15 protein-coding genes and 1 riboswitch are annotated in these 13,290 nt (G+C 73.7%); of the genes, 11 read left to right on the forward strand and 4 right to left on the reverse strand.

Annotation, left to right across the window (positions count from 1 at the left end; translation table 11 throughout):
• Positions 1-60: 60 nt before the first annotated feature.
• The 9 genes from PP1_RS25975 (at position 61) to PP1_RS26015 (ending at position 8,274) form a co-directional block, all read left to right on the forward strand.
• Positions 61-1,176 (forward strand): PhoH family protein, encoded by a 1,116-nt coding sequence (locus PP1_RS25975; protein ID WP_010226182.1) that lies wholly within the window; start codon positions 61-63, stop codon positions 1,174-1,176.
• A 136-nt stretch (positions 1,177-1,312) separates the two neighbouring features.
• Positions 1,313-1,858, forward strand: coding sequence for an rRNA maturation RNase YbeY (ybeY, locus tag PP1_RS25980; protein ID WP_010226183.1), 546 nt, complete (start codon positions 1,313-1,315; stop codon positions 1,856-1,858).
• A 49-nt stretch (positions 1,859-1,907) separates the two neighbouring features.
• A complete protein-coding gene (locus PP1_RS25985) occupies positions 1,908-3,344 on the forward strand; it encodes a hemolysin family protein (protein ID WP_010226185.1) in 1,437 nt (478 codons plus the stop codon).
• A 112-nt stretch (positions 3,345-3,456) separates the two neighbouring features.
• Positions 3,457-4,689, forward strand: coding sequence for an L-2-hydroxyglutarate oxidase (gene lhgO, locus PP1_RS25990; RefSeq protein ID WP_010226187.1), 1,233 nt, complete (start codon positions 3,457-3,459; stop codon positions 4,687-4,689).
• A complete protein-coding gene (gene era, locus PP1_RS25995) occupies positions 4,686-5,591 on the forward strand; it encodes a GTPase Era (RefSeq protein ID WP_010226189.1) in 906 nt (301 codons plus the stop codon). Before lhgO ends, era begins: the two co-directional genes overlap by 4 nt.
• Before the next feature lie 20 nt (positions 5,592-5,611).
• Positions 5,612-6,412: a DNA repair protein RecO gene (gene recO / locus PP1_RS26000; protein ID WP_010226191.1), complete on the forward strand. Its 801-nt coding sequence runs from the start codon at positions 5,612-5,614 to the stop codon at positions 6,410-6,412.
• 249 nt (positions 6,413-6,661) lie between these two features.
• Positions 6,662-7,042 (forward strand): hypothetical protein, encoded by a 381-nt coding sequence (locus tag PP1_RS26005; RefSeq protein WP_010226193.1) that lies wholly within the window; start codon positions 6,662-6,664, stop codon positions 7,040-7,042.
• 54 nt (positions 7,043-7,096) lie between these two features.
• Positions 7,097-7,876 (forward strand): isoprenyl transferase, encoded by a 780-nt coding sequence (locus PP1_RS26010; protein WP_010226195.1) that lies wholly within the window; start codon positions 7,097-7,099, stop codon positions 7,874-7,876.
• Positions 7,873-8,274 (forward strand): hypothetical protein, encoded by a 402-nt coding sequence (locus PP1_RS26015; protein ID WP_010226197.1) that lies wholly within the window; start codon positions 7,873-7,875, stop codon positions 8,272-8,274. The genes PP1_RS26010 and PP1_RS26015 overlap by 4 nt, the downstream gene beginning before the upstream one ends.
• 48 nt (positions 8,275-8,322) lie before the next feature.
• Here PP1_RS26015 and PP1_RS26020 read toward each other — a convergent pair whose 3' ends face one another.
• Together PP1_RS26020 and PP1_RS26025 are read right to left on the reverse strand one after the other, a co-directional pair.
• Positions 8,323-8,658, reverse strand: coding sequence for a DUF2795 domain-containing protein (locus tag PP1_RS26020; protein WP_010226198.1), 336 nt, complete (start codon positions 8,656-8,658; stop codon positions 8,323-8,325).
• 90 nt (positions 8,659-8,748) lie between these two features.
• Positions 8,749-9,408 (reverse strand): hypothetical protein, encoded by a 660-nt coding sequence (locus PP1_RS26025; RefSeq protein WP_010226200.1) that lies wholly within the window; start codon positions 9,406-9,408, stop codon positions 8,749-8,751.
• Positions 9,409-9,557: 149 nt separating this feature from the next.
• Positions 9,558-9,671: riboswitch (SAM riboswitch) on the forward strand.
• 49 nt (positions 9,672-9,720) lie between these two features.
• Between PP1_RS26025 and PP1_RS26030 the strand changes: the two genes are divergently transcribed.
• On the forward strand, positions 9,721-11,049 hold the full coding sequence (locus PP1_RS26030) for an aminotransferase class V-fold PLP-dependent enzyme (RefSeq protein ID WP_010226202.1): 1,329 nt from the start codon (positions 9,721-9,723) through the stop codon (positions 11,047-11,049).
• A gap of 18 nt (positions 11,050-11,067) precedes the next feature.
• On the opposite strand, the gene PP1_RS26035 is transcribed toward PP1_RS26030, so the two are convergent.
• Together PP1_RS26035 and PP1_RS26040 are read right to left on the reverse strand one after the other, a co-directional pair.
• The gene (locus tag PP1_RS26035; RefSeq protein WP_010226204.1) at positions 11,068-11,517 is read right to left on the reverse strand and encodes a Fur family transcriptional regulator; all 450 of its coding nucleotides are present in this window, start codon (positions 11,515-11,517) and stop codon (positions 11,068-11,070) included.
• Positions 11,514-11,882, reverse strand: a complete 369-nt coding sequence (locus PP1_RS26040; RefSeq protein WP_010226206.1) for an ArsR/SmtB family transcription factor — start codon at positions 11,880-11,882, stop codon at positions 11,514-11,516. Before PP1_RS26040 ends, PP1_RS26035 begins: the two co-directional genes overlap by 4 nt.
• A gap of 103 nt (positions 11,883-11,985) precedes the next feature.
• Between PP1_RS26040 and PP1_RS26045 the strand changes: the two genes are divergently transcribed.
• Positions 11,986-12,318 carry an antibiotic biosynthesis monooxygenase family protein gene (locus PP1_RS26045; protein WP_010226208.1) on the forward strand — a complete coding sequence of 111 codons (333 nt, stop codon included), beginning with the start codon at positions 11,986-11,988 and terminating at the stop codon, positions 12,316-12,318.
• Positions 12,319-13,290 lie beyond the last annotated feature (972 nt).

The raw sequence follows: 13,290 nt of genomic DNA on the forward strand, positions 1-13,290 counted from the left end.
CGGCGGGTACCATCGGCGGGCGCTCAGGCACACCGACTCCCGAGGCAGGCGATCGCACTCTTGACCGGCACCGAACCCGGCCCCGCATCCCGGACCGACCTGCGGTCCGACACCGATCAGGGCGGGACCGTCCGGTCGAGGATGGCCGTGCCGGACACCGCCCTGCTCGCACTCCTCGGTTCCCGCGACGAGAGCCTGCGTGCCGCGGAGGAGGAGCTGGTCGCCGACGTCCACGTGCGCGGCAACGAGCTGACCCTCTCCGGGGAACCGGCCGACGTCGCGTTCGCCGAGCGGGTCTTCGCCGAGCTCATCACGCTCGCCGAGCGTGGCCAGCTGGTCGGCGCCGACACCGTGCGGCGCACCGTGTCGATGCTGTCCGACGCGGAGGCCCCCACGCGCGACCGGATCGGCGAGTCCCCGGCCGAGGTCCTCAGTCTCGACATCCTGTCCCGGCGCGGGAAGACGATCCGGCCGAAGACGCTCAACCAGAAGCGCTACGTCGACGCCATCGACTCGCACACGATCGTCTTCGGGATCGGCCCGGCCGGTACCGGCAAGACGTACCTCGCGATGGCGAAGGCCGTCCAGGCGCTGCAGGCCAAGCAGGTCAACCGGATCATCCTGACCCGGCCGGCCGTCGAGGCGGGGGAGCGGCTCGGCTACCTGCCCGGCACGCTGTTCGAGAAGATCGACCCCTATCTGCGGCCGCTCTACGACGCGCTGCACGACATGATCGACCCGGAGTCCATCCCGAAGCTGATGGCCGCCGGGACGATCGAGGTCGCGCCGCTGGCCTACATGCGCGGCCGCACCCTGAACGACGCGTTCATCATCCTCGACGAGGCGCAGAACACGACGCCCGAGCAGATGAAGATGTTCCTCACCCGGCTCGGCTTCGGCTCGAAGATCGTGGTGACCGGCGACATCACCCAGGTCGACCTGCCCGGCAGCTCCCGCTCCGGGCTCGCCGTCGTGCAGGACATCCTCGACGGCGTCGACGACGTGCACTTCTCGCACCTCGACAGCGCCGACGTCGTCCGGCACCGGCTCGTGTCCGACATCGTCGACGCCTACGCGCGGTTCGACGCCGTCTCCGAGCGCCGGGCCGCCGTCGGCGGCGGGAACGGGGCGCCCCGCAACGGCCCGCCGACCCGGCACGGCGGCCGCCGCCGGTGACGCACGGCGACCGTCGTGTCGACGCGCGGTGGTCGCTCCGGGCCCGGTGAGCGGGCCCCGCCGGGCCCGTTCGTGCGCCCGACTACGCTGGTCGCGACCAGACGGAACGAGACAGGTGGGTTGAGGCGGCGCCGGCGTGAGCATCGAGGTCGTCAACGAGTCCGGGATCGCGATCGACGAGGCACAGATCGTGTCGGTCGCCCGGTACGCGCTGGACGCGATGAAGGTGAACCCGGCCGCTGAGCTGGCGATCACCGCAGTCGCTCTGGACGCGATGGAGGAACTGCACGTCCGCTGGATGGACGAGCCGGGCCCGACGGACGTCATGGCGTTCCCGATGGACTCGCTCGCCGACGACGGCCGCCGCCCGGACGCCCCCGATCTCGGGCCCGCGCTGCTGGGCGACGTCGTCCTCTGCCCGGCGTTCGCCCGCGACCAGGCCCGCAAGGCCGGGCACACCCTGGCCGACGAGCTGCACCTGCTCACCGTGCACGGGATCCTGCACCTGCTCGGCTACGACCACCTCGAGCCGGACGACGAGCGCGAGATGTTCGCGCTGCAGAACCGGTTGCTGGTCCGCTGGAACGACGACCGGGCGAAGGTCCGGGCCCGTGACGCCCAGCGCCGCAGCGACGACCGCCTGATGGGCGCCGCCGGCTTCGAGGACGAACAGGGCCGGTGATCCGGCCCCTCATGACGCCGCACCCCGATCACGCCGCTCCGGAGGAGAAGTGACCACCGTCTGGCTGATCGTCACGACGATCCTGCTCGTACTGCTGGCCGGGGTGTTCGCCGCCGCGGACTCGGCCCTGATGTCGATCTCGCGGGCCCGGGTGGACGCGGTCGTCCGGGCGGGGCGTGCCGGTGGCCGGGCGCTCGCCGCCGTCGTCGCCGACCGTCCGCGGCACGTCAACCTGCTGATGCTGCTGCGGGTGACCTGCGAGACGGTCGCCGTCGTCCTGCTGGCGGTCGCGCTGGCCCCGCTGTTCTCCGCGCCGTGGATCGGCCTGGTGCTCACCGGCGTGATCATGGTGCTGGCCAGCTACGTCCTGATCGGCGTGGGCCCGCGGACGCTCGGGCGCCAGCACCCGTACCGGATCGGGCTGCTGCTCGCCGCCCCGATCCGCGCGCTCGGCACGGTGCTCTCGCCGCTGGCGTCGCTGCTGATCCTCATCGGCAACGCGATCACGCCGGGCCCCGGCTTCCGGGAGGGCCCGTTCTCGACCGAGGTCGAGCTGCGCGAGCTGGTCGACATGGCCAGCAACCGCGGCGTCGTCGACGAGGGCGAGCGCAAGATGATCCACTCGGTGTTCGAGCTGGGGGAGACCCCGGTCCGGGAGATCATGGTGCCGCGCCCGGACGTGATCTGGACCGAGCGCGACACCCCGGTCGACAAGGTGCTGCGGCTCGCGCTGAAGAGCGGCTACTCCCGCATCCCGGTGCTCGGCGAGGGCATCGACGACGTCATCGGCGTCGCCTACCTCAAGGACCTGGTCCGGGCCCGCGACGACGCGCAGTTCCGCGGCGCCCCGCAGAAGTCGCTGGTCGAGATCATTCGACCGGCCGCGTTCGTGCCGGACTCCAAGCGCAGCGACGAGCTGATGCGCGAGATGCAGCGCACCCGCAACCACATGGCCGTCGTCGTCGACGAGTACGGCGGCACGGCCGGTGTCGTCACGATCGAGGACATCCTCGAGGAGATCGTCGGCGAGATCACCGACGAGTACGACACCGAGGAGGTCCCGGAGGTCTCGGAGCTCCCCGAGGGGGCGTTCCGGGTCGCCGCCCGGGTGCCGGTCGAGGACCTCGAGGAGCTCTTCTCCGGCCGGTTCCGCGGCACCCCGCGGGAGGACGAGCTGCGTGAGGCGCTGGAGGCGGCCGACGTCGACACGGTCGGTGGCCTGCTCGCCCAGCGGCTCGGCAAGGTCCCCCTGCCGGGGGCGACCGCCGAGGTGGAGGGCCTGCTGCGGCTGGAGGGCGAGGGCGGCAAGGACGCGCGCGGCCGCATCCGGATCACCTCGGTGCTGGTCAGCCCGCTGGTCCCGGCCGAGGACGACGACGCCGACGACACGGGTGGATCCGGCACCGGCGGTCCCGACGGCGACGTCCCCGACCCGGTCGCCGGCGACCCGACCGAGCACACCGGCGACGCCGCACGCCGCGCATGACACCGCTCCCCGCGCCGGGAGCACGACGAGCTGGAGACGGACCCGCGACCCGCGGGCCGGAGGAGGAACCGATGGCTGCACGCACGTCCGCCCCGACCGTGGAGCGTGCCGCGTGACGGGGCTGCCCGCGACGCCGTCGCACGACCTGGTGGTCGTCGGCGGGGGGATCGTCGGGCTGGCCACCGCCTACGCCGCGACGCGGTCCGGGCTGTCGGTCGCCGTCGTCGAGCGGGAGTCCCGCCTCGCGAACCACCAGACCGGCAACAACTCCAACGTCATCCACTCCGGGCTCTACTACGCGCCCGGCGGGTACAAGGCACGCCTCGCCGTCGCCGGGTGTGCCGAGACGGTCGCGTTCTGCCGTGAGCACGACCTGCCGCACCAGGTGTGCGGGAAGCTCGTCGTCGCCACCGAGCCCGAGGAGCTGCCGCGGCTCGACGAGCTCGCCCGCCGCGGCGCGGCCAACGGCGTCGAGAACCACCGCCTCGACGAGAACGGGATCCGGGACTACGAGCCCGACGTCCGCGGGCTCGCCGCGCTGTGGGTGCCCTCCACCGGCATCTGCGACTACCGCTCGGTCGCCGAGAAGCTCGGCGAGCTGATCGAGAAGAACGGCGGCGAGGTGCACCTGGGCCGCACGGTGACGGGGTTCGCGCGCCGGCCGTCCGACGTCGTCGTCCGCACCGACCGCGGCGACCTGCTCGGCTCCCGGGTCGTGGTCTGCGGCGGGCTGCGCTGCGACGAGCTCGCGACGCTGGCCGGGGCCGACCCGGGCGTGCGGATCGTGCCGTTCCGCGGGGAGTACTCGGGCTTCTCCGAGCAGGCGGCCTCGCTGGTCCGCGGCCTGATCTACCCGGTTCCGGACCCGGCGTTCCCGTTCCTCGGGGTGCACGCGACCCGCGGCATCGACGGCCACGTGCACGCCGGCCCGAACGCCGTGCTGGCCATGGCCCGCGAGGGCTACTCCTGGGGCACGGTCAAGCCGAAGGAGCTGCTCGGCACGCTCACCTACCCGGGCATGATCAAGGTCGCGCAGAAGCACTGGCGGTACGGGATCGGCGAGGTCCGGCGCTCGCTCTCGAAGGAGGCGATGGTCCGCCAGATCCAGCGGATGCTGCCCGACGTGCGGGCCGAGGACCTGCATCCCGCCGGCGCCGGTGTCCGCGCGCAGGCGGTGAAGGCCGACGGCACCCTGGTCGACGACTTCCTGTTCCTCGACCAGCCGGGCCCGGCCGGCACCGGCGGTGCGGGCTCGATCCTGCACGTGCTGAACGCGCCGTCCCCGGCGGCGACGGCGGCCCTGCCGATCGGGCGCGAGATCCTGGACAGGCTGGGCGCGTCATGACCGTCCCCCAGCCCGCCGGGACCTTCCGCTCCGGCTTCGCCTGCTTCGTGGGCCGGCCCAACGCCGGCAAGTCCACGCTGACCAACGCGCTGGTCGGCCAGAAGGTCGCGATCACCTCGTCGCGGCCACAGACCACCCGGCACACGATCCGCGGGATCGTGCACCGCCCGGACGCCCAGATCGTCCTGGTCGACACCCCCGGCCTGCACCGGCCGCGCACGCTGCTCGGGTCCCGGCTGAACGACCTGGTGCGCGAGACCTGGGCCGAGGTCGACGTCGTCGGGTTCTGCGTCCCGGCGAACGAGAAGGTCGGCAAGGGCGACCGGTTCATCGCCGAGGAGCTGCGGAAGATCGCGACGCACACGCCGGTGGTCGCGGTCGTCACCAAGACCGACCTGGCCCGCCCGGAGCAGGTCGCGGAGCGGCTCACCGAGGTCTCCGGGCTGATGGACTTCGCCGAGATCGTCCCGACCAGCGCGCAGTCCGGCTACCAGGTGCAGCTGCTGGCGGACCTGCTGGTCGCGCGGCTGCCGGAGGGCCCGCAGCTCTACCCGGACGGCGACCTGACCGACGAGCCGGAGGACGTGCTCGTCGCCGAGCTCGTGCGGGAGGCCGCGCTGGAGGGCGTGCGGGACGAGCTCCCGCACTCGATCGCCGTCGTCGTCGAGGAGACGATCGCGAAGAAGGACCTCCTGGAGATCTACGCGATCATCTACGTGGAGCGGTCCAGCCAGAAGGGCATCGTGATCGGCCGCGGCGGCGCCCGGCTCAAGCAGGTCGGCACCGACGCCCGCCGGCAGATCGAGAAGCTGCTGGGCACCCGGGTGCACCTGGACCTGCACGTGAAGATCGCGGAGGACTGGCAGCGGGATCCCAAGCAGCTGCGCAAGCTGGGCTTCTGAACACGCTCTAGGCTGGGTGCATGGCCCAGCTCTACCGCGACACCGGTGTGGTGCTGCGCGTGCAGAAGCTCGGCGAGGCCGACCGGATCGTCACCATGCTGACGAAGCAGCGGGGCAAGATCCGGGTCGTCGCGAAGGGCGTCCGGCGCACCCGGTCCCGGTGGGGGGCGCGGCTGGAGCCGTTCAACCACGTCGACGTGCAGTGCTACACCGGCCGCACCCTCGACGTCGTCACCCAGGCGCAGACCGTCGACGCGTTCGCGCCCGCCGTCGTCGCGGACTGGTCGGCGTACTCGTGCGGCTGCGCGATCCTGGAGACCGCGGACCGGCTGGTGTCCGAGGAGGGCGAGCCGGCGCTGCGGGTGTACCTGCTGCTGCTCGGGGCGACGCGGGCGCTGGCCGACGGCGTCCGGGAACCCGCGCTGGTGCTCGACGCGTTCCTGCTGCGCGCGATGAGCCACGCCGGATGGGCGCCGTCGCTGTCGGAGTGCGCCCGGTGCGCGACGCCCGGGCCGCACCGGGCCTTCACCGTCGCCGGGGGCGGAATGGTGTGCCCGCGCTGCCGCCCGCCCGGCTCGGTCACCCCGGCGACGGAGACCGTGTCCCTGCTCGAGGCCCTGCTGCACGGTGACTGGGCGACCGCCGACGCCTCGGCGACGCCGAACCGGCGGGAGGCGAGCGGGCTGGTGGCCGCGCACCTGCAGTGGCACCTGGAACGGCAGCTGCGATCCCTGCCGCTGGTCGACCGCCGGGCCCGTACGCGGGAGCCGGAACCGGCCGTCCCCGCCGGTCCGGAGACCCCGGATGCCGCCAGCGACTGACCCGGCAGGCGGTACGTCGTGCGTCCGTCCGGTCGGATGCGTTGTGCGGCAGGGCCGCCGAAAGGCCGGACCGGGCCGACGAACGGTCCCACCCGCCTGCACCGGTGTCCCAGTACCACCGCCGGTCGCGTTGCGTGTCGCACCCGCCGACTCCACCGGGTGAATCCCGTCGTGGGTAGGCGACCGGGCGCCGATCTCGTTACGATCCTGTGATCGACGGGACCCCAGCCCGTCGACGGAGAGGTAGTCGTGACCCGACCCCACACCCCGCGGGACGGCGACGGACGAGCCGAGAGCACGACCCGCCGGCTCCCCGCGACGACCCAGCGGATCCCCGTCCCGCCGACCCAGCAGATCCCGGTGCGCACCGAGGTGCTGCCGGAGTCCCCGCAGGACGGTCCCACCCGCGCGATGCGCCAGGTCCGCACCCGCACCGACGACGGCGCCTGGCCCGCGATCCCGATGCTGCCGGTGATCCGGCCCGACGAGTCCGACCCGCTGTCCGAGTCCGACCGCGTCCGCGGGCACCGCGGGATGCGGGACCTGCGCGAGACGGTGGAGCGCCTGGAGGACTCGGAGGTCCCCGCCTGGCCCGAGCGCGAGGAGCCCGACGAGCAGTTCCGGATCTGAGCGGCCCGGGGCCTGCCGGGCGGTCCGGCCGGGCGGCGGACGTAGGGTGAGGTCGTGCCGTTCCAGCCCCCACCGCCGCACCCGTCCGGTGCACGGCCCCCGGCGATCCCACCGGAGCTGGTGCCGCGCCACGTCGCCCTCGTGATGGACGGCAACGGCCGCTGGGCCAACGCCCGCGGCCTGCCCCGCACGGAGGGGCACAAGCGTGGCGAGGCGTCCCTGATGGACGTCGCCCGCGGCTGCATCGACATCGGGGTGACGTGGCTGTCGGCCTACGCCTTCTCCACCGAGAACTGGCGCCGCAGCCCCGACGAGGTCCGGTTCCTGATGGGGTTCAACCGCGACGTCATCCGCCGCCGGGTCGACGAGATGCACGAGATGGGTGTGCGGGTCCGCTGGGCGGGCCGCCGCCCGCGGCTCTGGCGCTCGGTCATCAAGGAGCTCGAGGTCGCGGAGGAGCGGACGAAGCACAACGACGTCCTCAACCTCACGATGTGTGTGAACTACGGCGGCCGCGCCGAGATCGTCGACTCGGTCCGGCACCTCGCGCGGCTCGCGGCCGAGGGGAAGATCAAACCGGACAAGATCGACGAGCGGATGCTCGCGCGACACCTCGACGAGCCGGACATGCCCGACGTCGACCTGTTCGTGCGGTCGTCGGGGGAACAGCGGACGTCGAACTTCCTGCTCTGGCAGTCCGCCTACGCCGAGATGGTCTTCCTGGACACGCCGTTCCCGGACTTCGACCGCAGGCACATCTGGGAGGCGATCGAGATCTACGCGCGCAGGGACCGCCGCTTCGGCGGCGCCGTCGACAGTGCGGGGGCGTCATGACCGACACCGTGATCGAGGGCATGCTCGCGACCGCCCGCGCGGCGCTGGAGCGGTTCCACGACGTCCAGGTGGACGACGACGGCGCCCTCACCTTCGCGCACGGCGGGGTGCTGTGCGTGGTCCAGGGCACCGAGCTGGAGGAGGGCCTGCCGGTCCTCAACATCACCTGTGTCGTCGCCTGGGACCTGGCCGACGACGACGTGCCCCGCCGGGTCGGGACGGGTGTCGGCGAGGGGCTCTTCGGGACCCCGCGGGTGGTGCAGGGCGAGCACGGCTGGGACGTGACCCTGCGCTACGCGTTCCCGGCCGTCGGACTCGAGGAACAGCCGATGGGGACGCTGCTGATGCTCGTCGTGTCGTCGGCGTCGAGCATGCGCGCCGAGCTCGTGGAGTCCTGAGCCGCCGCCCGGGACCGGGAGGTCACCGGACGGCGGCGTACCGGGCACTCACTTCTTGCGGTTGGTGCCCAGCTCCTCCTCGATCGGGTTGACCGGGTCGACGTCCTTGGTGGCCTCGGACAGGCCGCCGTGGGTGTGCTCGGTCCGCCGCTGCTTGCGGAGCTGCTCGGTCTCCTCCTCGGACTCGTCGGCGGTGTCGACCGCGGCGACGACGTCGGCGGCGGACCGGTAGTCCTCGGCCGGCACGGCGCGGATCGCCTCGGTCGTGCGGGCGTCGGCGCCGTTGCGCTCGGCGCCGGCGGCCAGCTCGTCCTTGCCTGCCGGGAACGTCACCCCGTCCAGGGCGGCGTGGACGGCGTCGGGGGTGGTCGTGCGGGCGGTCATCCGGTCGTTCCTCCTCGGACGGTTCGTGCGTGTCCTGAGGGGTGTTGCCGCTGCGCGCCGTTCCATGCACGTCCGGGCCGGTGGATCACCTCACCCGGCGCCGGTCCCGCCGTCCCCGTCCCCGTCGTCCCCGCCGGACAGGTGCATGATCGGGAGTGCCGAGAGCTGCGCGGGGGACATGTCCCGCGCGACGCCGAGGACGTCGTTCTGCGATCTGGTCATCCGGGCGTCGACCAGCGCGGACAGTCCGTAGGCGACCCGGCCGAGCAGCCGAACCGTCGTCTCGTCGACCTGCGGGCGGGGCGTCGAGACGATCGCGACGCCGCGCGGGCTGCCGTCGTTCGACTGGGCCACGCCGATCGTGTACGACTCGCGCGGGTTCACGTGCCGCGACGCGTAGTGGTCCCGCAGGGTGAGCACCATGTCGTGGAAGGCCGTGACGTCGCCGTCCAGCTCCAGCTCACCCAGGTCGTCCTTCGTCAGGGTCCTGGTCCGCCCGGAGAAGCACCGCACGTAGCCGGTGACGGCGCCGGTCCACAACGCCTCGACGAGTGCGGGATCGGACTCCACCCGCACCGGGCCGGACTCCGGGCCGCCGAGCGTGGTGACCAGGTGCTCGCAGCACCGCAGGACGTACTGCAGGTCGTCGAGGACGCCCGCCAGCTGGGCCAGCTCACCCGACTCCGGGACGTCGATCCGGCGTACCGATGTCGGCGCCGCGGGCGCACCGTCCTGCTGCGTGTCGGTCATCGTCGACCCACCTCCGAACGTCCGAAGCTCCGAATGCCCGACGCTAGCCGCGCGGGCGGGGGCACGGTGTCGCGTTATGAGACGTCCGGTGACGTGGCACGCACCGCGACCGGGTCCGGACGGCCCGCGTGCTAGCGTCTCGGCCCGAAGGTCACGAGTGCCAGCGCGAAGCCCCGGCTTGCTGGCCGGCAACCCTCCTCCGCGGCGGGGTGCCCCGGGTGATGACCGGGCCGTCGCGACACCCGCGCCGGCAAGCGCGGATCCGAGCTCGCCGTACCGGGCTCCGGGTCCCCGAGATCCGGAGGCCGGATCATGACTGCTGCCCTGCTGCGCGACACCGTCGCCACCACCCGTACTACGCCCGCCGGCGCGCTGCCGCGCGTCGTCGGCGCCGACCTGACCGTCCCGCTGGTCGACGGCACCCACGTCCGCTACTGCGACCTCGACTCCGCCGCGTCGGCGCCCGCGCTCGAGGCGGTCGCCGCACACGTCGCCGAGGTGCTGCCCCGCTACGGCAGCGTGCACCGCGGCGCGGGCTGGACCTCGCGGATCTGCACCTCGCTGGTGGAGCGGGCCCGCACCGACGTCGCGCGGTTCGTCCGGGCCCGCCCCGACGACGTCGTCGTGTTCACCCGGAACACCACCGACGCGCTCGGCCTGCTCGCCCGCGCCGTCCCCGGCCCGGTCGTGACCCTCGATCTCGAGCACCACGCGACGCTGCTGGCCTGGCGGCACTCCGAGCACCGCGTCGTCCGCGCCGGGCGGACCGTCGCCGCCACCCTGGACGCGCTGCGCGCCGAGCTCACCGCGCGGCCGGACGCGGCGCTGGTCGCCGTGACCGGCGCGTCCAACGTGACCGGTGAGCTGCTGCCGGTCGCCGACATCGCCGCGATCGCGCACGCGGCGGGCGCCCGGGTCTGCGTCGACGCCGCCCAGCTCGCCCCGCACCGGCGGGTCGATCTCGCGGGCTGGGGCGCGGACTACGTCGCGCTGTCCGGGCACAAGCTCTACGCCCCCTACGGCGCCGGTGTCCTGGTCGGACGCCGGGACTGGCTCGACGCCGCCGAACCGCACCTGGCCGGGGGCGGCGCGGTCCGCTCGGTCGCGGTCGACGGCGACACCACCCGTACGGAGTGGCTGCCCGCGCCGCAGCGGCACGAGGGCGGCACGCCGAACGTGCTGGGTGCGGCGGCGCTGGGCGCGGCCTGCCGGGAGCTCGAGCCGCTGATCGACGACGTCGTCCCGGCGCACGAGCGGGCGCTCGCGCAGCGGCTGCGGGCCGGTCTCGCCACGGTGCCGGGTCTGCGGACCCTGTCCGCGTTCGACGACGCCGGCGACCGGACCGCCACCGTCTCCTTCACCCTGGGCGACCTGCCGGCCGGGCTGGTCGCGGCGGCGCTCTCGGCGGAGCACGGGATCGGCGTGCGCGACGGCCGGTTCTGCGCGCACCCGCTGCTGGACAGGCTCACCGGGGGCGACGCGGTCCGCGCCTCGCTCGGGCTGCGCACGACCGCGGACGACGTCGACCGGCTGGTCGGGGCGCTGGACCGGCTGGCGCGGCGGGGGCCGTCCTGGACCTACGCGATCGTCGACGGCCGGTGGGCGCCGACGCCGGACCCGCGCCCGGAAATCCCCTGCTGAGGGACTCCTCGTGGCGGGTCAGGACTCGCGTGCGGCGGTGCAGCGCCCGCACAGCCCGAAGATCTCCAGGGTGTGCGACACCTCGGTGAAGCCGTGCTGCTCGGCGACGGACTGGGTCCAGGACTCTACGGCGGGGCCCTCGATCTCGACGGCGGCGCCGCACCGGCGGCACACCAGGTGATGGTGGTGGTGCTCGGTCTCGCACCGGCGGTAGACGGCCTCGCCGGACGCGGTCCGCAGCACGTCGACCTCGCCGCCCTCGGCGAGCGTCTGCAGGGTCCGGTAGACCGTGGTCAGGCCGATGCCCTCGCCGGTGCGGCGGAGCTCCTCGTGGATCTCCTGGGCGGACCGGAAGTCCTCGATCCGGTCGAGCAGCGCCGTCACCGCGGCGCGCTGCCGGGTCGCCCGGATGCCGCGCGGACCGGCTGTCGACCGCGTCGGCCCGTCCTGCACCGCCTGGTCCGTCACGGGCCCTCCTCCACGTGTGCCACCGCGTCCACCACGATGTGCGCGAGATGATCGTCCACCAGCGAGTAGAGCACCTCGCGTCCCTTGCGCTCACCCTCGACCACGCCCGCCGACTTGAGCACCCGCAGGTGCTGGCTGATCAGCGGCTGGGCGACACCCAGCGCGTCGACCAGGTCGTGGACGCAGCGCGAGTGTTCCAGGAGCTGCAGGACGATCGCGATCCGGACCGGCGCGGCCAGCGCGCGCAGCAGGTCGCCCGCGGCGGCCAGGGTGCGTTGGTCACGGACGGGGCCCGGCTCGGGCGCGGGGTGGTGGTCCCCGGAGTGGTCGTCGGGGGCCCGGGTCGCCTCCGTCGCGGCTGACATCAGATGACCGTCCCGTCCCCGGGGGCGGCGGTCACACCCCCGGCACCGAAAGAGCAGTGCCGACCGCACCCGACATGGTAGGCGTGTTCGTTATCGTCGCGGGGTGCTGCTGGTCTGCCGGTTCTCCGTGTCGCCCGCCGGTGCCGCCGGCTTCACCGCCCGCGCCGCCAGGGCCCTCGAGCTGCTGGCCGCCCAGCGGGGGTACCGCGGCGGTGAGGTGGGCCGGGCGATCGAGGACCCGGAACAGTGGGTGCTGACCGTCCGGTTCGACTCGGTCGACGCCTACCGCCGCGCCCTGGGCCCGTTCGCGGTCCGGGAACACGTGCACCCGCTGCTGGCCGAGGCGGACACGACCACCGAGGCGACCTACGAGACCCGCATCTCGGCACCCCCCGGCACGACGGTCACCCACCACCCGAGCCTCCTGACCGACTGACGCGCCCCTCGCCGCCCCGGCTCCGGCTCCGGCTCCGCTCCCGCCCTGGCCCCAGCCCCGGCGCCGGCCCGTTCCCGGCGCGCCGCTCCGTCGAACCCGCCTCGGCAAGTGACGGATCCCGGCACTGACGGATCCCGGCACTGACGGATCCCGGCACTGACGGATCCCGGCACTGACGGATCCCGGCACTGACGGATCCCGGCACTGACGGATCCCGGCACTGACGGATCCCGGCGCTCACGGATCCCGGCGCTCACGGATCCCGGCGCTCACGGATCCCGGCGCTCACGGATCCCGGCGCCACCGAGGGCCCCGGCGCCCACGGATCCTGGCACCCACCGATCCCGGCGCCTCCGAGGGCCCCGTTGCCGCCCAGGGACTCCAGAGCCCCGGCAACGCTCACGGGTTCCGGTGCCGCTCGCGCGATCGGGTGAGCGTCGGCGTATCTGGTGAGCGTGTGCGGATGCGGTGGATGGTGCGGCGCGCGGGATCTGGCGTCGCTCGCGGGTTCGGGCACCCTTCGCGGGTGTGGGCACCGCCCGCGGGGGTGGGCGGCGCTCACGGGTTCGGGCGGCGCTCACTTGATCGGGCGGCGCTCGCGCGATCGGGTAAGCGTCGGCGGATCTGGTGAGCGTCAGCGGATCTGGTGGGCAGTGCGCCTCGCGAGTTCTGGCAACGCTCACGGGTTCTGGCGGCGCTCACGCGATCCGAGGCCGCTCACGCGATCCGGCGGCGCTCGCGGATTCCGGCGGCGCTCGCGGGTGCGGGGGCGCTCGCGGAATGCGGGGGCGCTCACGCGATCCGGTGAGCGGCGGCGTAGTCGGTGAGCGTCTGCGGATCCGGTGAGCAGCGCGGCTCGCGGATTCTGGCGGCGCTCACGCGATCCGGTGAGCATCGGCGGAACCGGCGAGCGTGTGCGGAGACGGTGGGCCCACGGATCCGTTCCGCACCCACGGATCTGCTGAAGCCCCA

The organism is Pseudonocardia sp. P1 (assembly GCF_000178675.2).
Lineage (GTDB): Bacteria > Actinomycetota > Actinomycetes > Mycobacteriales > Pseudonocardiaceae > Pseudonocardia.

Bases quoted from the DNA above. Each gene is read 5' to 3' on its own strand.
- era (WP_010226189.1), top strand. From the start codon at position 4,686: ATGACCGTCCCCCAGCCCGCCGGGACCTTCCGCTCCGGCTTCGCCTGC.
- recO (WP_010226191.1), top strand. From the start codon at position 5,612: ATGGCCCAGCTCTACCGCGACACCGGTGTGGTGCTGCGCGTGCAGAAG.
- PP1_RS26015 (WP_010226197.1), top strand. From the start codon at position 7,873: ATGACCGACACCGTGATCGAGGGCATGCTCGCGACCGCCCGCGCGGCG.
- PP1_RS26020 (WP_010226198.1), bottom strand. From the start codon at position 8,658: ATGACCGCCCGCACGACCACCCCCGACGCCGTCCACGCCGCCCTGGAC.
- PP1_RS26025 (WP_010226200.1), bottom strand. From the start codon at position 9,408: ATGACCGACACGCAGCAGGACGGTGCGCCCGCGGCGCCGACATCGGTA.
- PP1_RS26030 (WP_010226202.1), top strand. From the start codon at position 9,721: ATGACTGCTGCCCTGCTGCGCGACACCGTCGCCACCACCCGTACTACG.
- PP1_RS26040 (WP_010226206.1), bottom strand. From the start codon at position 11,882: ATGTCAGCCGCGACGGAGGCGACCCGGGCCCCCGACGACCACTCCGGG.